Raw genomic sequence first — 16762 nt, 5'->3', positions numbered from 1 at the left:
ATGTCGCTGAAGAGCCTCGCGCTGATCGAGAACTGGCCGGTTCCCACCGCCGCGGCGGGTGCCGTACGGGCGGACGGTACCGTCCTGGGCACGCACGGCCCCGCCGCCCACCGCTTCCCGCTGGCCTCGGTCACCAAACCGCTGGCGGCCTACGCGGTGCTGGTGGCGTACGAGGAGGGCGCGATCGAGCTGGACGAACCGGCGGGCCCGGAGGGCTCGACGGTCCGCCACCTGCTCGCGCACACCTCGGGGCTGGCCTTCGACGAGCACAAGGTGACCTCGGCACCGGGCGAGCGGCGCCTGTACTCGAACGCCGGGTTCGAGCAGCTCGGCGACCACGTCGCGAAGGCGACGGAGATCCCGTTCACGGACTACGTGGGGCAGGCGGTGCTGGATCCGCTGGGGATGACGGCGACCTCGGTGGCGGGCTCGCCGGCCAAGGACGGCGTGTCCACGGTGGACGACTTGCTGCGCTTCGCCGCCGAAGTCCAGGCCCCGCGCCTGCTGGACCCGCGCACGGTCGCGGAGGCGATGACCGTGCAGTACCCGGGGACCAAGGGTGTCCTGCCGGGTTACGGCCACCAGAACCCCAACGACTGGGGCCTCGGCCTCGAGATCCGCGACGGCAAGTCCCCGCACTGGACGGGCACCTCGTCCTCCCCGCGCACCGTCGGCCACTTCGGCCAGTCGGGTACGTTCCTGTGGATCGACCCCGACGCGGGCGCGGCATGCGTGGCCCTCACCGACCGCGCCTTCGGCCCCTGGGCGACCGAGGTCTGGCCACCGTTCACGGACGCGGTACTGGCGGAGCTGCGCGGCTGAGGCCGGCCGGCGGCTCAGGGGTAGGAGAAGGAGTTCCGGTCGCAGTGGCGATCGGCGCCGAACGCTCCGTCGCGCAGGCACACCTTCAGCACGTAGGTGCCGTTCTGTGCGTAGAAGGAGGTTTCGGCGCACGACCCCGTGCCGTTCGCCGCATGCAGAGTGACCACGTACCCGTCCGGCCTCGTGAGCTGGGAAACGGTACGGAGTCCGTCCTTTTCCCCCGCGTCGCAGGTGAGCTGCTCCATGATCGAGCCGGTCGTCACGACGCTGTAGCCCCAGCCGCCGCGGGGCGAGGAGCCGGAGTAGGTGATCCACGTCCACCCGTCGTCGGCGTACGCGGGGGTCGGGGCAAAGGCCACGGCTGCCGCGACGGCCGCGGCGGCGGCCGCCGTCGAAGCGGGTCGGAACAGTTTCATCGTCGGGCTCCCGTCAATCCGGTGGCTGGAACCCGATGAGCGTGTCGGCCCGGCGACGCCCGGATCAAGAACAGGACGCCGTCCCGGACACTCCCCCGCTGTTCGGCCTGGTCACGGCCTTGTCCGAGGCGAGATCCGGACAAGGCCCGAGACGACCGCGCCGTCAGGGACGCGTCGGCGGCGCATCCGGAACGGGCAGGGCCCACAGCACCCAGAACCCGTTCTCGTAGGCGCAGTAGTAGTTCTGGTACCCGTGCCTGAGGGCGTACTGCCCGTCCTCCACACAGGCGAGCTTGTCGCGCCACCCGGCGATCTTGTGATAACCCCACTGATCGACCTCGACTGCGGCCGCCGAACCCGCGGCCAGCGGGAGGGCGAGAGCGGCGGTACCCAACGCGACGGCGATACGCGAACGCCACGACTTCATATGTCTCTCCTTATGAAAGGGGCCGGACCCAAGTGGTGCCGACCGGCGACCCTCAGGGCCACCGGTCGGCGCGGTACGACTGTGCCCGTCACATGGGCCGGTCGGCGTCCACGACGTACAGGTTCCAGTACGGGTCCTCCCAGACGCAGAGGTAATCGGAGTAGCGCCCGGAGGCGATGGCATTCCATCCGTCCACCACGCACTCGGCATAATTGGGCGTACCGCTGATCGGGTGGTACAGCCCCCCGTTGGCTTCGGCGGCGGAGGCCGAACCCGCGGCCAGCGGAAGGGCGAGAGCGGCGGTACCCAACGCGACGGCGATACGCGAACGCCACGACTTCATTTGTCTCTCCTTATGAATGGAACCGAACCGGACCGTTCTGGTCCCGTCGGCCCTCTGGACGGTCTGCGACCGCTAAGACGGAGATCCACAGCGCCGGGTTCATCCCCCAGGCAAACCAACTCAGACACCAACACGCCCCCGCAACTTGCCAGTTCACCCCCCCCGACCGCCACCGCACCGGCGCCGCTCGGCGAGAAACCGCACGGCACCGCTGCCACCGGGCGGCGGACCGACCACCGACACCAATCCGCGGACCTCGGTTCAGATGGACGAACGACCGGCCTGGGTGTCCATGGCGGCACGGGTCACCGCTGGGCCGTTATGGCCCTCTTGCCTGTCATGCGGGTGTTGTGGGGACTCGGTGGGGTGGTCGGTGAGGGGCGGACGGGGAGGGCGGGGGCTGGGGCAGGGGGGCGTGGGGAGTGGTGGTTGCGGGTGGCCCATGGGGGGACGGCGGTGAGGAGGAAGTCGATTCGGTCGGCGAAGCGGGGTTCGGGGACGGGGAGTTCGATGGTGGGGTGGCGGTGGTAGTGCGAGGTGACGGTGTCGGCGACGTAGTTGGTCAGGGCGTCGATGCGGTGGGGGCGGCGGCGGTTGCCCGGGGTGGCGAGTTCGCTGAGTATGCGGAGCACGGTGGAGAGTCCGGCGTCGAAGCGTATTTCCGTGGGCGGGCACGCTCCGGCGACGGTGAGGGTTTCCGGTTCACCGGCCTCGGGGGTGCGGTCGAGGTGGGTCTGCCGGGCGTAGAAGGCGGCGGCGTGCTGCTCGCCGCGGATGCGGTGGTGCAGGGAGAGGGTGTAGCAGGCCGGGGGGTGGCCGTCGCCGGCGGCGTACTGCCACCAGAAGCGGGCACCGTCCTCGATGCCCGCGAGGTGGAGGGCGCAGCCCAGGAGCCAGGCGCTGTGGTGGTCGGGGACCTGGTCGGTGAAGAAGGCCAGGACGTCGGGGGTGAGCGCGACGACGGCCGTTTCGCACAGCGTGTGGAGTTGCCGGGCGGCGGCCGGGTCGGTGCGTCCGTCGCCGGCGGGCGGGTGTGCGGCCGGCAGCGGGGCGGGGCGGGTGCCGTCGTCGTGGGGGACGGTGTCGTCGGGGACGTCGGAGCCGTGGTGCAGTCGGGCTCGGGCGAGGAGCTGGTCGATGGCAGACATGGCGGTCGGGGTCACTCCCGGGTGTCGGGGGCGTCGAGGAGGGCCTCGACGGTGGCGCGGGCGTGGTGGTCGACGGCGCGGGCGATGGCGGGGCTCAGGCCGAGCACGTCGGGGATGGTCCGGTCGGGGATGCCGCACAGGTGGCGCAGCACGGCGACGTCCATCTGGTCGTCGGGCAGGCGGCTGATGGCGGCGAAGAGGTCGATCAGTTCGGACAGGGCGATCATGTGTCCGGGGTCGTGGCTGGTGCGGATCTCCCGGGTGGCGAAGACGGCGGCGCGCAGGTCGGGGCGGCCTTCCCAGCGGTTGGTGCGGAGCATGACCCGGGAGCGCAGCAGGCGCCAGGCGTAGCGGTTGAGGTTCGCGCTGGCCGTGGCCTCGTCCCAGCGGAGCCACAGGATGTCGTTGGCCTCCGCGACGACGCCCCGGGCCCGCTTTTCGGTCAGGAGCCAGGCGCGGGCGTAGGCCAGGTAGGGCTCGTGCATGGTGTCGGTGAACACCTGGTAGGGCAGCGGAGGATGCTCCGCCTCGTGGGCGACCTGCTCGATGCAGTGGCGGATCCAGTCCGGGCCCTTGTCGGCCTCACGGGCGGCGGCCGCCCACAGCCGGCACATGGGTGCCGCGGGTATGCCCAGGGCGCGGATCACGCTGAAGGTGATCTCCCAGGCGGGGTAGTAGCCGTTGCCGCGCAGGAGTTCGCTGATCCGGGTCTTGGAGTAGCCGGACAGGTCGACGAGCTCGTCGAGGGTCAGGCCGCTGGTGCGGTGCACGCTGCGGACGGATTCGAGCCAGGCGCGGTGCAGCGGGCCCGCGGCCGGGGAGATGGGGGCCGGCGGGCGGCCCCGTCTGGCGCTGTGGGGCCGCGGCTGGGCGGCATCGGACGACGACATCACCGCGGCGCCTCCTGACCGCCGTGCCCGCCGGCCGGGCCCTCGGACGGGGACGGGGGGACGTCGGCGGGTCGCGCTCGTCCGTCGGACGCCGTGACCGCCTGGACGACCTGCTGCACGAGCAGGCCCAGGGAGGGCAGCAGGACCGCCGCGGCGGCCGCGTGCCCCAGCACGGTCATCACCGTGCTCCACGTGAGGGCCGCCGCCAGTACGACAGCGGCCACCACCTTCTTACTCGACATCGCACTCGGTTTCTGTGAGTGAACGGCTAACAGGCCCTCCGTCAGGTGGTGCTGAAGCACCCTCAGGAAGGGACCGTCAGAATGACCGCACTCAGCCCCTCCACGCTATGTGATCATGGGATTACGGAACAATAAGAAGATTCGCCACCGCGCGCTACGCCCCGCCACCCGCTCCGCGGCCCTCATAGCGTGTGTGTTCACCCCATTGAGGGGGAAACGGCACTTCTGCTCTGCAATTGCACGCGATCCCGCATCATGGATGTCCCAAGGCGCCACTCGACGCCGCACCGGTGCGGCCCCCTGTGCTGAAGAAGAAAAAAGAGGGGGCCGCACCACCCCCGGTCCGCCTCAGGCGCCCCGCATCTCCCACAGCAGCAGTTCCGCCGGAGCGGACGCGCGGGCCTCGATGCCCTCGGCGTCCGTGATCCGGGCCGCGTCGCCCGGGGACAGGAGCTCGCCGCCCAGGGTCACCTCACCGCGTACGACATGGACGTAGACGTACGCCGCGTCCGGTACCGCCGTGCGCTCCCCCGGTGCCAGGCGGCGGACGTGGAGCATCGAGGCCGCCTCCGGCAGGGCGTACGGGGTGGCGTCCGCTATGCCGCGGACGACGTCGTAGGAGGGTTCGCCGCCGGGCTCCAGCGGGGCCAGCCACATCTGGAGGAAGGTCAGGGGGGCCGAGCCCGCGTTGCGCTCCACGTGGCGGACGCCGGACGCCGCGCTCAGGCGCTGTACGTCACCGGGGCGGATCACCGTCTCGTGGCCCGCGGAGTCGCGGTGGGTCAGCTCGCCCTCCACCACCCACGTGACGATCTCGGTGTGGCTGTGCGGATGCTCGTCGAAGCCCGCGCCGGGCGCGAGGCGCTCCTCGTTGCAGGCGATCACCGCCCCGAAGCGGAGGTTGCCGGGGTCGTAGTGGGGGCCGAAGGAGAAGGCGTGGCGGGACTCGATGCCGGCCGCCGGATCGCCGCCCTGGTAGCGCTCGTGCGCGCGCCGTACGTCCATCACGCACCCCACGGTAGGCCCTGCCCGCCCCGTGCCCGCGGCCCGATCCCCCGGGCCGGGCCCGACCCTGGGCGACGCCCTCCCGTCCGGATAAGGCAGTCTTGTCCCCGTGCCCGAACCCGAAACCAGCACCAACGCAGACTCAGCACGCCCCGCCCATCCGCATGCCGCGACGCTGAAGCGGCTGGAGCGCTCGTCCGGCAGTCTCGCCGCACAGGCGATCGCACGGATGGACGAGACGCTGCCCTGGTACCGGGCCATGCCCCCGGAGAACCGCTCCTGGATCGGCCTGGTCGCCCAGGCGGGCATCGCCGCGTTCACCGAGTGGTTCCGGCACCCCGACGCCCCGCAGGCCATCTCCACCGACGTCTTCGGCACCGCGCCGCGTGAGCTGACCAGGGCGATCACGCTGCGGCAGACCGTGGAGATGGTGCGCACCACCATCGAGGTGATGGAGTCCGCCATCGACGAGGTGGTGGCGCCCGGCGACGAGAACGTGCTGCGCGAGGCGCTGCTGGTGTACGCGCGGGAGATCGCCTTCGCCACGGCCCAGGTGTACGCGCAGGCCGCCGAGGCACGGGGTGCCTGGGACGCGCGGCTGGAGTCGCTGGTCGTGAACGCCGTGCTCAGCGGCGAGGCCGACGAGGGGGCCGTGTCACGGGCCGCCGCGCTGGGCTGGAACTCGCCCGAGCACGTGTGCGTGGTGCTGGGGACCGCGCCCGACGGCGACTCGGAGCTGACCGTGGAGGCGATCCGGCGGGCCGCCCGGCACGCCAAGCTCCAGGTGCTGACCGGGGTGCTCGGGGACCGGCTCGTGGTGATCGCGGGCGGCAGCGACAACCCGCTGGGCGTCGCGAAGTCGCTGATCGGACCGTTCGCGGCGGGACCCGTGGTGGCCGGGCCCGTGGTGCCGGACCTGCAGGCCGCGACCCGGTCCGCGCAGGCCGCCGCAGCGGGCCTCAAGGCGTGCCCGGCGTGGCAGGACGCCCCGCGCCCGGTCCTGGCGGACGATCTGCTTCCGGAGCGCGCGATCGCCGGAGACCCGTCCGCGCGCGAGCAGTTGGTGGAGGAGATCTACAGACCGCTGGAGGAGGCCGGTGCCGCACTGCTGGAAACGCTCAGTGTGTATCTCGAACAGGCGAGCAGTCTCGAGGGCGCCGCGCGCATGCTGTTCGTTCATCCCAACACCGTTCGTTACCGGCTTCGACGTGTGACAGACGTCACCGGATGGTCACCCTCCGATGTACGCTCTGCCTTCACCCTGCGAATCGCGCTGATCCTGGGGCGTCTGGTCGATGGCGATCTTCAGTCCTAACATTTTGTCGAGGCCCCACAAAACCCCCCTCCGTTCTTCGTCCTTGTCCCCACGGGCGGCCGTGGCCGTCCCCAAGAGAGAGTGTGAGAGTGCTCGTACTCGTCGCTCCCGGCCAGGGCGCCCAGACGCCCGGCTTCCTGACTGAATGGCTCGATCTCCCCGGTGCCGCGGACCGCGTCGCCGCGTGGTCCGACGTCATCGGACTCGACCTCGTCCACTACGGCACCAAGGCGGACGCGGACGAGATCCGTGACACGGCCGTGGCCCAGCCGCTGCTGGTCGCGGCCGGGCTGCTGTCCGCCTCGGCACTCGGTGCCATCTCGGACGTGGCGCCCGGGGCCGTCGCCGGTCACAGCGTCGGCGAGATCACCGCGGCCGTCTTCGCGGGTGTCCTCGACGACACCGCCGCACTGTCCCTGGTCCGCAAGCGGGGCCTGGCCATGGCCGACGCCGCCGCGACCACGGACACCGGCATGGCGGCGCTGCTCGGCGGCGACCACGAGACCACCCTCGCGCACCTGGAGAAGCTGGGCCTGACCCCGGCGAACATCAACGGCGCGGGCCAGATCGTCGCGGCCGGCACCAAGGAGCAGCTCGCCGCGCTGGAGGCGGACAAGCCCGAGGGCGTGCGCCGCGTGGTCCTGCTCAAGGTCGCCGGCGCCTTCCACACCCACCACATGGGCCCGGCGGTCGACACACTGGCCACGGCCGCCGAGGCGCTGACGCCCGGCGACCCGAAGATCACCTACGTGTCGAACAAGGACGGCAGGGCCGTCACCTCCGGCACCGAGGTGCTCCAGCGTCTGGTCGGCCAGGTCGCCAACCCGGTCCGCTGGGACCAGTGCATGGAGACCTTCAAGGAGCTCGGCGTCACCGCCCTCCTCGAGGTCTGCCCCGGAGGCACCCTGACCGGCCTCGCCAAGCGCGCCCTGCCCGGCGTGCGGACGCTGGCCCTGAAGACCCCCGCCGACCTCGACGCGGCCCGCGAGCTCATCGCCGAGCACGCCGCCTGATCGCCCGAAGGAGCCGACCCGCATGGCGAAGATCAAGCCCAGCAAGGGCGCCCCGTACGCGCGCATCCTCGGCGTGGGCGGCTACCGGCCCACCCGGATCGTGCCGAACGAGGTGATCCTGGAGACGATCGACTCGTCCGACGAGTGGATCCGTTCCCGCTCCGGCATCGAGACCCGGCACTGGGCCTCCCCCGAGGAGACCGTCGCGGCGATGTCCGTCGAGGCGTCCGGCAAGGCGATCGCGGACGCCGGGATCGACGCCTCGCAGATCGGCGCCGTCGTCGTCTCCACCGTCTCGCACTTCAGCCAGACGCCCGCCGTCGCCACGGAGATCGCCGACAAGCTGGGCACGGACAGGGCCGCCGCCTTCGACATCTCGGCCGGCTGCGCGGGCTTCGGCTACGGGCTCACCCTGGCCAAGGGCCTGGTGGTCGAGGGATCCGCGGACTACGTGCTGGTCATCGGCGTGGAGCGGCTGAGCGACCTGACCGACCTGGAGGACCGGGCCACGGCCTTCCTGTTCGGCGACGGCGCCGGCGCGGTGGTCGTCGGCCCGTCCAAGGAGCCCGCGATCGGCCCGACCGTGTGGGGCTCGGAGGGCGACAAGTCCGAGACCATCAAGCAGACCGTGCCGTGGACGGACTACCGCGACGGGACCGTCGAGAAGTTCCCCGCGATCACGCAGGAGGGCCAGGCGGTCTTCCGCTGGGCCGTGTTCGAGATGGCGAAGGTCGCCCAGCAGGCGCTGGACGCGGCCGGGATCACCGCGGACGACCTGGACGTCTTCATCCCGCACCAGGCCAACGTGCGGATCATCGACTCGATGGTGAAGACCCTGAAACTGCCGGAGCACGTCACGGTCGCCCGTGACATCCGCACCACCGGCAACACCTCGGCCGCCTCGATCCCGCTCGCTATGGAGCGGCTCCTGGCGACCGGTGAGGCGAAGAGCGGCGACACCGCGCTCGTCATCGGCTTCGGGGCGGGTCTCGTGTACGCCGCAACGGTCGTTACCCTCCCCTAGGCACTCCGTGCCGGATGATCGAATCCGGCACGGGCACCGCAGAACCCGCCGCTCACGCGGCGGGGGCCACAACCGCTGGAATCACAACGAAGGAGCGCCACCATGGCCGCCACTCAGGAAGAGATCGTCGCCGGTCTCGCGGAGATCGTGAACGAGATCGCCGGCATCCCGGTTGAGGACGTCCAGCTGGACAAGTCCTTCACCGACGACCTGGACGTCGACTCCCTGTCCATGGTCGAGGTCGTCGTCGCCGCCGAAGAGCGCTTCGACGTCAAGATCCCGGACGACGACGTCAAGAACCTCAAGTCGGTCGGCGACGCCACCGAGTACATCCTCAAGCACCAGAGCTGAGCCCTGCCGGGCCTTCGTCCGTACGGAGGCCCGGGGGCCGGCCGGCCCGGCCCCGCCACCCGGCGGTGGCGCCGTACGAATCCTCGTAAAACCGTTGGAGAAAGCATTCCGATGAGCCCGACCAATCGCACCGTGGTCGTCACCGGTATCGGCGCAACCACACCGCTGGGTGGCGACGCAGCCTCAACCTGGGAGGGGCTGGTCGCCGGACGTTCCGGCGTCAGGCTCCTGGAGCAGGAGTGGGCCGCCGAGCAGGCGGTCCGCATCGCGGCACCGGTGGCCGTGGAGCCCACCGAGGTCATCCCCCGGCCGCAGGCCCGCCGCCTGGACCGCTCGGCGCAGTTCGCGCTGATCGCGGCCAAGGAGGCGTGGGCCGACGCCGGTTTCGAGGCCAAGGCCGGCGAGGACACGAGCGTCGACCCGGACCGGCTGGGCGCGGTCATCGCCTCCGGCATCGGCGGCGTGACGACCCTGCTGGACCAGTACGACGTGCTGAAGGAGAAGGGCGTACGCCGCGTCTCCCCGCACACCGTCCCCATGCTGATGCCGAACGGCCCCTCGGCGAACGTGGGCCTGGCCGTGGGCGCCCGTGCGGGCGTGCACACCCCGGTCTCGGCCTGCGCGTCCGGCGCGGAGGCCATCGGCTACGCCATCGAGATGATCCGCACCGGCCGCGCCGACATCGTCGTCGCGGGCGGCACGGAGGCGTCGATCCACCCGCTGCCGATCGCCGCGTTCGGCAACATGATGGCGATGTCCAAGAACAACGACGACCCGCAGGGCGCCTCGCGCCCCTACGACGTCGCCCGCGACGGCTTCGTCATGGGCGAGGGCGCGGGCGTCATCGTCCTGGAGTCCGCCGAGCACGCCGCGGCACGCGGCGCCCGCGTCTACGCGGAGGCGGTCGGCCAGGGCATCTCCGCCGACTCCCACGACATCGTGCAGCCGGAGCCGGAGGGGCGGGGCATCTCGCACGCCCTGCAGAACCTGATGGACCGGACGGACCTGAACCCGGCCGAGATCGTGCACGTCAACGCGCACGCGACGTCCACGCCGGCGGGTGACATCGCCGAGCTGAAGGCGCTGCGGAAGGTGTTCGGGGACGACGCGGACCACTTCGCGGTCTCCGCGACCAAGTCGATGACGGGTCATCTGCTCGGTGGCGCGGGCGGGGTGGAGTCGGTGGCGACGGTGCTGGCGCTGTACCACCGGGTGGCTCCGCCGACGATCAACGTCGAGAACATCGATTCGGAGGCGGAGGCGAACGCGGATGTCGTCCGGGGCGAGGCACGGAAGCTGCCCGTGGACGGGCGGATCGCCGCGTTGAACGACTCGTTCGGGTTCGGTGGGCACAACGTGGTGCTGGCGTTCCGGTCCGTGTGACCGGGGCCGGTCAGTGAGGGAGGGCCTCCGCCTTTGTTGGGTGGGGGTCCTTTCTCGTGCGGGTGTGCGGTCCGGGTTCTCTCGTCCCCCGGACCCCCCTTTTTTTTTGCGCAGTTCCCCGCGCCCCTGAACGGCTACACCACTTGGTGGAGCCAGCGGACCGGGGCGCCTTCTCCCGCGTATCTGAACGGCTCGAGTTCGTCGTCCCAGGGTTTGCCGAGGAGTTTGGCGATTTCCGCTTCCAGGCTGGTCTCTTCGGTCCGGGAGCGGACCAGGGCGGCGCGCAGGCGGTCCTCGGGGATGAGGATGTCGCCGTGGATGCCGGTCACGGCATGGAAGATGCCCAGGTCGGGGGTGCAGCTGTAGCGCTCGCCCTCGACGGTGGCGCTGGGCTCGGCGGTGACCTCGAAGCGCAGCATCTGCCAGCCGCGCAGCGCGGAGGCGAGCTTGGAGGCGGTGCCCGCCCGGCCCTGCCAGGAGAACTCCGAGCGCCAGGTGCCGGGGGCGGCGGGCTGGCGGATCCAGTCCAGGCTCACGCGCGTGCCGAGCACTCCGGCGACGGCCCACTCGACGTGCGGGCACAGCGCGCGTGGCGCGGAGTGCACGTACAGAACTCCACGAGTCGTCACCGGAACCTCCGGGCTGAGCGGGTCGTCTTGAGGGCGAGGCTACCGTGCGACGGCGCAAGGAGTGTGACGTACCGTCCGTCCCGGTGCCGGGAAACCGTCGCCATTCACCCGGCAGGACGCCTGTGCGGGAACTCCCGTGCGTTGTGGAAGGTGAGGGGACCCGCACACCGACACGAGGGGAGGCGACGGATGGAGCAGGCGACGCGCGGGGGGACGCGCCGTTCACGGACCGTGCTCGCGCTGGTGACGGCCGCAGCCCTGGGCGTGGCGGGCTGCGACGCCGTCGGCGGCGACTCCCCCGCCCCGTCCGGGACGCAGGCGAAGCAGCACCGCCCGTCCCCGAAGCCCACTCCCCTGTGGGACGCCTCCCCGGACTCCGTGGCCGCCGTCGGCGACTCCATCACGCGGGGCTTCGACGCCTGCTCGGTGCTGTCGGACTGTCCCGAGGTGTCGTGGGCGACGGGTGACAGCGAGAAGGTCGACAGTCTCGCCGTACGGCTGCTGGGGCGCACGCAGGCGGCCGAGCGGAGCTGGAACCACGCGGTGAGCGGGTCCCGGATGGCGGATCTGCCGGGCCAGATGGCGCGGGCGGCGGAGCACTCCCCCGAGCTGGTGGCGGTGATGACCGGGGCGAACGACGCCTGCCGGGACACCACGGCGGCCATGACGCCGGTGGCCGACTTCCGTGCCGACTTCCGCGAGGCGATGCGGACGCTGCGCGAGGCGCTGCCCACGGCGCAGGTGTACGTGGCGAGCGTGCCGGATCTGAAGCGGCTGTGGGCGCAGGGGCGGACCAGCACCCTGGGCAAGCAGGTGTGGAAGCTGGGCATCTGCCCGTCGATGCTGGGCGACGCGGACGCGATGGACGCGGCGGCGACGCAGCGGCGCGAGACGGTGCAGAACCGGGTGGAGGACTACAACGAGGTGCTGAAGGAGGTGTGCGCCGAGGACCGCCGCTGCCGCTTCGACGGCGGCGCGGTGTACGCGTACCGCTTCGGCACCGAGCAGCTGAGCCACTGGGACTGGTTCCATCCGAGCGTCGACGGACAGGCCAGACTGGCCGAGATCGCGTACCGGACGGTCACGGCGAAGAACTGATGGCTATTGTTTCGCACATGAACGAACTCTTCGGCACACTTCCCAACGGCACGCCGGTGCACCGTTGGACCCTGCAGCGGGCGGGCGTACGGGTAAGGATCCTGTCGTACGGCGGGATCGTCCAGGACGTCGAGGTGCCGGACCGGGACGGGCGGACCGGGAACGTGGTGCTGGGGTTCTCCGACCTGGAGGGCTATCTCCGGTATCCGAAGCCTTTCCTGGGCGCCCTCATCGGCCGGTACGCCAACCGGATCGCCGGCGCCCGCTTCCCCCTCGACGGACGCACGTGCACCCTGGCCCCGAACGACGGCCCGAACTCGCTGCACGGCGGGGCACGGGGCTTCGACAAGCGCGTGTGGGCGGTCACCCCGGTGGAGCACGGACTGCGCCTGTCCCTCGTCGCCGAGGACGGCGAGGAGGGCTTCCCGGGCCGGCTGGAGGTCACGGTGACGTACACCCTCGACGAGCGGGGTGCGCTGGGCATCGCCTACGAGGCGGTGACGGACGCTCCGACCCACGTGAACCTCACGAACCACTCGTACTGGAACCTGGCGGGCTCCGGCAGCGCGTCCGGGCACGAGCTGCGGCTCGCGGCCTCCCGCTACACCCCGTCCGACGCGGAGCTGATCCCGACCGGTGAGCTCGCCGGCGTCTCCGGCACCCGCTTCGACTTCCGCGAGGCGCGCAAGGCGGGCACCGGGTACGACGACAACTTCGTGCTCGACAAGGGGGTCACCGCGACGCCCGAGGAGGTGGCCGAGCTGTACGACCCGGCGACCGGCCGCGTGCTGACGGTGGCGACCACGGAGCCCGGGATGCAGCTCTACACCGCGGACCACATCGGGGAGCCCTTCATCCCCGGGGCCGGCATCGCGCTGGAGACGCAGCACTTCCCCGACTCGCCGAACCGGCCGGAGTTCCCGAGCACGGTCCTGCGGCCGGGTGAGGTGTTCCGCTCCGAGACGGTGTACGGGTTCGGCGCGCGGTAGCGGTGGCCCACCGCACACATGAGCCCCGGTCCGGGGTCAGGGTCCCGGGCCGGGGCTGCTCATGTGGGCACCGCCCGGGTTCGACGGTAACCGCTTCCGCGCCACGGCGGCCTCCCATCAGGCTGCCCGCTTGAATCCCGTACGAACCTTTCACATCCGTTCCGCGTCTTCCGTTACGCGACCCGCACCCCACCCCATGGCGTGGACCACTGCGATCACGCGATACTGCGGCCTCCGGCATTTCGTACCCCACATCGACGGAAGGCCTCAACTCCCTTGACTGCACGACGTGTTCGCATCGGTGTCCTCGGCCTGGCCCTGCTGACCGGTCTCGCCGCCCCCACCACCGCGGCGACCGCGGCCGGCCCGGCCGCCGCCGCTCCCACCGTCGAGGAACAACGCCTCGACGGCGCCGCCCCCCAGGAGATACTCCGCCGCTCCGGATTCGCCGACGCGGCACCGGACCTCGCCCGCGCCCTCGACCGTGCCCGCACCTACGCCCAGGCCCGGCACGCCGTGCTCCGCCAGGGAACGGAGCTGTGGCGCAGAGCGGTCGCCCGGGCACAGGGGCGCGGCCCGGCCGCCGGGGACCTCAGCCGCGACGACGACCGCCCGCTGTACTGGGCGCGGCTCGGCATGACGCGTGAACTGCGCGCGTGGCAGCCGGACTTCCGGTTCAGGGAGGACCAGCGGGCGCGGCTGCTGGACGCGCTGGAGCGCACCTCGCGCGGACAGACCACCGTCCACTATCCGCACCGCAAGGGGATGAAGCGGATCCTCGTGACCGGCTTCGACCCGTTCACCCTGGACCGTGACATCCGCATCTCCAACCCGTCCGGCGCGGCAGCGCTCGCCCTGGACGGCACGGTGATCGAGACCCCGCAGGGTCCGGCGCGCATCGAGACGGCCGTGTTCCCGGTCCGGTGGCGGGACTTCACGGCCGGCACGGTGGAGCGGGCGCTGCGGCCGCATCTGCCGAAGGCCGACCTGTTCACCACGGTGAGCCAGGGCCGGGTGGGCCGCTTCGACATCGAGCGGACCAACGGGGCCTGGCGGGGCGGCTTCGGCGACAACGAGAACACCGGCCGCCCGGAGACGGTCCCGGTCTCCGACCCGGCCACGCAGCCGCAGTGGACGTCGACCACGCTGCCGTACGCGGAGATCGTCGCCGCGGACACCGGGCGCTTCCCGGTGTACGACAACACGGAGGTGACCGAGATCCCGGCGGGCGGCACGGAGGCGGTGCGCCGCCCCGACGGACCGACAGCCGGCTCCACCGCCCGCGCCGGGGGCGGCGGCGACTACCTCTCCAACGAGATCGCCTACCGGGCGACCCTCCTGCGCGACCGCCTCGGCCTGCACACCACCCTGCCGGGCGGCCACGTCCACACACCCGTCCTTCAGTTCGGCGCCGGCAACACCACGGAGATCACCGACCCCCAGTTCGTCCGGAACCGGCTCGACATCATCGACCAGGTGCGGTCGATCGTGACCGTGGCGATCGGCGCGGACCGCGACTGACGCACCTCCGGCCGGGGACGCCTCACTCCGGAACGAGGCCCGCCTTCTCGGAGCCGTCCCCGGCCGTCTCCTCCCCCAGCAGGTCGCGTGCCATCAGCGTGGCTCCGGCGACCGCGCCCGGCATCAGGAACACGGCGACGAACGGAACGACGAAGGCGACCGCCAAGGGGGTGCCGAAGCCCCAGACGAGCGTCTTGCGGGACCGCAGCAGCACGAGCCGCTCCCGCAGCTCCACCCTGCGCCGCTGGAGCGCGACGGAGGTGAGCTCCTCGGTCAGGAAGAACCCGGTGACGAAGAACCCGATCACCGGCACCACGGTCTGCCCGGCCACCGGCACGAACCCGAGCGCGAACAGCAGCACGGCCCACACCAGGGCGCGCACCACGATACGGAGACCGTCCCGTGCGGAGATCCACAGGTCGCGCAGCAGGGGCAGCCCCGACGAGGGCGCCGTGCCGTCGGGCGAGACATCGCGGTCGACCCGCTCGGAAAGGCTCTCGTAGAACGGCTGCCCGATGAACAGGGTCATCGCGGTGAACGTGACAACGGACAGCAGCAACCCGAGCGCGAACAGCACCACGGTGAGAAAGCCCCGGAACAGCCCAGCCCACGGGCTCGGCCAGTCCTCGGCGAAGGGCGTCGCCCAGGTGACGAAGTCCGCGCCCCACAGTGCCAGCGCAACGAGCGCGGCCGCGTACAGCACCAACGTGATGGCCCCGGGAAGCAGCCCGAACCCGTACTGCCTGCCGTGCCTGCCGACCCACTGCTGGCCCTTCACGAGGTACCGGAACCCCACCCCAAGATCACGCATGGCTGCACTGTAGCGGGGAGCCGGGAACGGCCGCCGACGGCGGGGAGGGGACGGGACGGGGGTGTGCGCCCGCAGCGACTGGCGCGTCCGCGCCGGCCTCCCCCACCAGCAAGCCCCATCGCGCCAGTCCGAGGACGTACACCCCCGGCACGGCCCCGCACCACCCACCCACCGTGGGCGCTACGCGCACCCCCACCGGAGGGACAGCGGCGCCGCAGGCATACGGCCACCGGGCCGCACCCGAACGACGGCCCGTCAGAGCTTGACGATCATCTTCCCGGTGTTGTCGCCGCGCAGCACCCCCAGGAAGGCCTCGAGGTTGTTCTCGATGCCCTCCACGACGGTCTCCCGGTACTTCAGCTCGCCCGAGCGCACCCACGGCCCGACCTCCCGCACGAACTCCGGCTGGAGGTCGTAGTGGTCGCCGACGAGGAAGCCCTCGATACGGCCCCGGGTCTGGATCAGCCGGGAAAGGTTGCGCGGGCCGGGGGCGGGCTCGGTGTTGTTGTACACCGAGATCATGCCGCAGACCGCGATACGGCCGTCCCGGTTGAGGCTGCCGATGGCCGCCTCCAGGTGGTCGCCGCCGACGTTGTCGAAGTAGACGTCGATCCCGTCCGGGGCGGCGGCGCGGAGCTGCTCCCGCACGGGGCCGTCCTTGTAGTTGAACGCGGCGTCGAAGCCGTACTCGTCGACGAGCAGCTTCACCTTCTCCGCGGAGCCGGCGGAGCCGATCACCCGCGAGGCGCCCTTGAGCTTGGCGAGCTGCCCGACCTGGCTGCCGACGGCGCCGGCGGCACCGGAGACGAAGACGGCGTCGCCCTCCTTGAAGGCGGCGGTGCGCAGCAGTCCGGCATAGGCGGTGAGCCCGGTCATGCCCAGCACACCCAGGTACGCCGAGAGGGGCGCGGCCTCGGGGTCGACCTTGACGGCGTTCCTCGCGTCCACGACGGCGTACTCGCGCCAGCCGAAGAAGTGCAGGACGTGGTCGCCGACGGCGATGCCCTCGGCGTTGGAGGCGACGACCTCGCCGACGGCGCCGCCCTGCATGGGCTTGCCCAGCTCGTACGGGGCGACGTAGGACTTCGCGGCGCTCATACGGCCGCGCATGTACGGGTCGACGGAGAGGTACGCGTTCCGTACCAGCACCTGGCCCTCGGCCGGGGCGGGGATCTCCGCCTCGAGGAAGGCGAAGTCCTCGGGCTTGGGCCAGCCGACGGGCCGGCTCATCAGGTGCCACTCGCGGCCGGTGGTGGGGGGTGTGGGGGCGTCGGGCATGGCCTGGCACCTTTCGTCGAAGTATTTCAGTACCTGAAACAACCATGGTGCTGAACA

General features: G+C 71.6%; 19 protein-coding genes. 9 read left to right on the top strand and 10 right to left on the bottom strand.

Going from position 1 to position 16762, the window contains the following annotated elements; genetic code table 11:
- Nucleotides 1-822: a serine hydrolase domain-containing protein gene (locus tag AC5L3C_RS26425; protein ID WP_493651311.1), complete on the top strand. Its 822-nt coding sequence runs from the start codon at nt 1-3 to the stop codon at nt 820-822.
- A gap of 14 nt (nt 823-836) precedes the next feature.
- Here AC5L3C_RS26425 and AC5L3C_RS26420 read toward each other — a convergent pair whose 3' ends face one another.
- From AC5L3C_RS26420 to AC5L3C_RS26390, 7 genes are all read right to left on the bottom strand, one after another.
- Nucleotides 837-1238 carry a hypothetical protein gene (locus AC5L3C_RS26420; RefSeq protein WP_493651310.1) on the bottom strand — a complete coding sequence of 134 codons (402 nt, stop codon included), beginning with the start codon at nt 1236-1238 and terminating at the stop codon, nt 837-839.
- 163 nt (nt 1239-1401) lie between these two features.
- Nucleotides 1402-1665 carry a hypothetical protein gene (locus AC5L3C_RS26415; protein WP_493651309.1) on the bottom strand — a complete coding sequence of 88 codons (264 nt, stop codon included), beginning with the start codon at nt 1663-1665 and terminating at the stop codon, nt 1402-1404.
- An 88-nt stretch (nt 1666-1753) separates the two neighbouring features.
- Complete coding sequence (locus AC5L3C_RS26410; protein ID WP_493651307.1) at nt 1754-2008, bottom strand: hypothetical protein; 255 nt, start codon at nt 2006-2008, stop codon at nt 1754-1756.
- Between the two features lie 305 nt (nt 2009-2313).
- Complete coding sequence (locus AC5L3C_RS26405; protein WP_493651305.1) at nt 2314-3156, bottom strand: DUF6207 family protein; 843 nt, start codon at nt 3154-3156, stop codon at nt 2314-2316.
- An 11-nt stretch (nt 3157-3167) separates the two neighbouring features.
- Entirely contained in the window at nt 3168-4046 is an 879-nt protein-coding gene (locus AC5L3C_RS26400; protein ID WP_493651304.1) for a SigE family RNA polymerase sigma factor, read from the bottom strand.
- Complete coding sequence (locus tag AC5L3C_RS26395; RefSeq protein ID WP_493651302.1) at nt 4046-4288, bottom strand: hypothetical protein; 243 nt, start codon at nt 4286-4288, stop codon at nt 4046-4048. Before AC5L3C_RS26395 ends, AC5L3C_RS26400 begins: the two co-directional genes overlap by 1 nt.
- A 348-nt stretch (nt 4289-4636) precedes the next feature.
- Nucleotides 4637-5293: a pirin family protein gene (locus AC5L3C_RS26390; protein WP_493654031.1), complete on the bottom strand. Its 657-nt coding sequence runs from the start codon at nt 5291-5293 to the stop codon at nt 4637-4639.
- Nucleotides 5294-5402: 109 nt separating this feature from the next.
- Between AC5L3C_RS26390 and fasR the strand changes: the two genes are divergently transcribed.
- From fasR to AC5L3C_RS26365, 5 genes are all read left to right on the top strand, one after another.
- On the top strand, nt 5403-6608 hold the full coding sequence (gene fasR / locus AC5L3C_RS26385) for a fatty acid biosynthesis transcriptional regulator FasR (RefSeq protein ID WP_493651301.1): 1206 nt from the start codon (nt 5403-5405) through the stop codon (nt 6606-6608).
- An 89-nt stretch (nt 6609-6697) separates the two neighbouring features.
- Nucleotides 6698-7621: an ACP S-malonyltransferase gene (locus AC5L3C_RS26380; RefSeq protein WP_493651299.1), complete on the top strand. Its 924-nt coding sequence runs from the start codon at nt 6698-6700 to the stop codon at nt 7619-7621.
- A gap of 22 nt (nt 7622-7643) precedes the next feature.
- Nucleotides 7644-8645 (top strand): ketoacyl-ACP synthase III, encoded by a 1002-nt coding sequence (locus AC5L3C_RS26375; protein ID WP_125506687.1) that lies wholly within the window; start codon nt 7644-7646, stop codon nt 8643-8645.
- 102 nt (nt 8646-8747) lie between these two features.
- On the top strand, nt 8748-8996 hold the full coding sequence (locus tag AC5L3C_RS26370; RefSeq protein ID WP_493651297.1) for an acyl carrier protein: 249 nt from the start codon (nt 8748-8750) through the stop codon (nt 8994-8996).
- A gap of 111 nt (nt 8997-9107) precedes the next feature.
- A complete protein-coding gene (locus AC5L3C_RS26365; RefSeq protein WP_493651296.1) occupies nt 9108-10379 on the top strand; it encodes a beta-ketoacyl-[acyl-carrier-protein] synthase family protein in 1272 nt (423 codons plus the stop codon).
- 134 nt (nt 10380-10513) lie between these two features.
- Here the strand turns inward: AC5L3C_RS26365 and AC5L3C_RS26360 are convergent, their stop codons facing one another.
- Entirely contained in the window at nt 10514-11008 is a 495-nt protein-coding gene (locus AC5L3C_RS26360; protein ID WP_125506684.1) for a DUF3145 domain-containing protein, read from the bottom strand.
- A gap of 189 nt (nt 11009-11197) precedes the next feature.
- Between AC5L3C_RS26360 and AC5L3C_RS26355 the strand changes: the two genes are divergently transcribed.
- The 3 genes from AC5L3C_RS26355 (at nt 11198) to AC5L3C_RS26345 (ending at nt 14616) form a co-directional block, all read left to right on the top strand.
- Nucleotides 11198-12106, top strand: coding sequence for an SGNH/GDSL hydrolase family protein (locus tag AC5L3C_RS26355; protein WP_493651294.1), 909 nt, complete (start codon nt 11198-11200; stop codon nt 12104-12106).
- A 17-nt stretch (nt 12107-12123) separates the two neighbouring features.
- Nucleotides 12124-13095 (top strand): aldose epimerase family protein, encoded by a 972-nt coding sequence (locus AC5L3C_RS26350; protein ID WP_493651292.1) that lies wholly within the window; start codon nt 12124-12126, stop codon nt 13093-13095.
- Between the two features lie 276 nt (nt 13096-13371).
- Complete coding sequence (locus AC5L3C_RS26345) at nt 13372-14616, top strand: pyroglutamyl-peptidase I (protein WP_493651290.1); 1245 nt, start codon at nt 13372-13374, stop codon at nt 14614-14616.
- A gap of 22 nt (nt 14617-14638) precedes the next feature.
- On the opposite strand, the gene AC5L3C_RS26340 is transcribed toward AC5L3C_RS26345, so the two are convergent.
- Together AC5L3C_RS26340 and AC5L3C_RS26335 are read right to left on the bottom strand one after the other, a co-directional pair.
- Nucleotides 14639-15427: an EI24 domain-containing protein gene (locus AC5L3C_RS26340; protein ID WP_493651289.1), complete on the bottom strand. Its 789-nt coding sequence runs from the start codon at nt 15425-15427 to the stop codon at nt 14639-14641.
- Between the two features lie 255 nt (nt 15428-15682).
- Entirely contained in the window at nt 15683-16705 is a 1023-nt protein-coding gene (locus tag AC5L3C_RS26335) for an NADP-dependent oxidoreductase (protein ID WP_493651287.1), read from the bottom strand.
- Nucleotides 16706-16762 lie beyond the last annotated feature (57 nt).

The organism is Streptomyces speibonae (assembly GCF_984686075.1).
The sequence above is the reverse complement of the archived record's forward strand: the minus strand, read 5'-3'. Positions and strand labels throughout refer to the sequence as shown.

Excerpts from the sequence above, each read along its gene's own strand:
- AC5L3C_RS26370 (WP_493651297.1), top strand. The coding sequence starts at position 8,748 with ATGGCCGCCACTCAGGAAGAGATCGTCGCCGGTCTCGCGGAGATCGTG.
- AC5L3C_RS26365 (WP_493651296.1), top strand. The coding sequence starts at position 9,108 with ATGAGCCCGACCAATCGCACCGTGGTCGTCACCGGTATCGGCGCAACC.
- AC5L3C_RS26400 (WP_493651304.1), bottom strand. The coding sequence starts at position 4,046 with ATGTCGTCGTCCGATGCCGCCCAGCCGCGGCCCCACAGCGCCAGACGG.
- AC5L3C_RS26340 (WP_493651289.1), bottom strand. The coding sequence starts at position 15,427 with ATGCGTGATCTTGGGGTGGGGTTCCGGTACCTCGTGAAGGGCCAGCAG.
- AC5L3C_RS26420 (WP_493651310.1), bottom strand. The coding sequence starts at position 1,238 with ATGAAACTGTTCCGACCCGCTTCGACGGCGGCCGCCGCCGCGGCCGTC.
- AC5L3C_RS26375 (WP_125506687.1), top strand. The coding sequence starts at position 7,644 with ATGGCGAAGATCAAGCCCAGCAAGGGCGCCCCGTACGCGCGCATCCTC.
- AC5L3C_RS26405 (WP_493651305.1), bottom strand. The coding sequence starts at position 3,156 with ATGTCTGCCATCGACCAGCTCCTCGCCCGAGCCCGACTGCACCACGGC.
- AC5L3C_RS26395 (WP_493651302.1), bottom strand. The coding sequence starts at position 4,288 with ATGTCGAGTAAGAAGGTGGTGGCCGCTGTCGTACTGGCGGCGGCCCTC.
- AC5L3C_RS26415 (WP_493651309.1), bottom strand. The coding sequence starts at position 1,665 with ATGAAGTCGTGGCGTTCGCGTATCGCCGTCGCGTTGGGTACCGCCGCT.
- AC5L3C_RS26390 (WP_493654031.1), bottom strand. The coding sequence starts at position 5,293 with ATGGACGTACGGCGCGCGCACGAGCGCTACCAGGGCGGCGATCCGGCG.
- AC5L3C_RS26335 (WP_493651287.1), bottom strand. The coding sequence starts at position 16,705 with ATGCCCGACGCCCCCACACCCCCCACCACCGGCCGCGAGTGGCACCTG.
- AC5L3C_RS26410 (WP_493651307.1), bottom strand. The coding sequence starts at position 2,008 with ATGAAGTCGTGGCGTTCGCGTATCGCCGTCGCGTTGGGTACCGCCGCT.
- AC5L3C_RS26355 (WP_493651294.1), top strand. The coding sequence starts at position 11,198 with ATGGAGCAGGCGACGCGCGGGGGGACGCGCCGTTCACGGACCGTGCTC.
- AC5L3C_RS26425 (WP_493651311.1), top strand. The coding sequence starts at position 1 with ATGTCGCTGAAGAGCCTCGCGCTGATCGAGAACTGGCCGGTTCCCACC.
- AC5L3C_RS26350 (WP_493651292.1), top strand. The coding sequence starts at position 12,124 with ATGAACGAACTCTTCGGCACACTTCCCAACGGCACGCCGGTGCACCGT.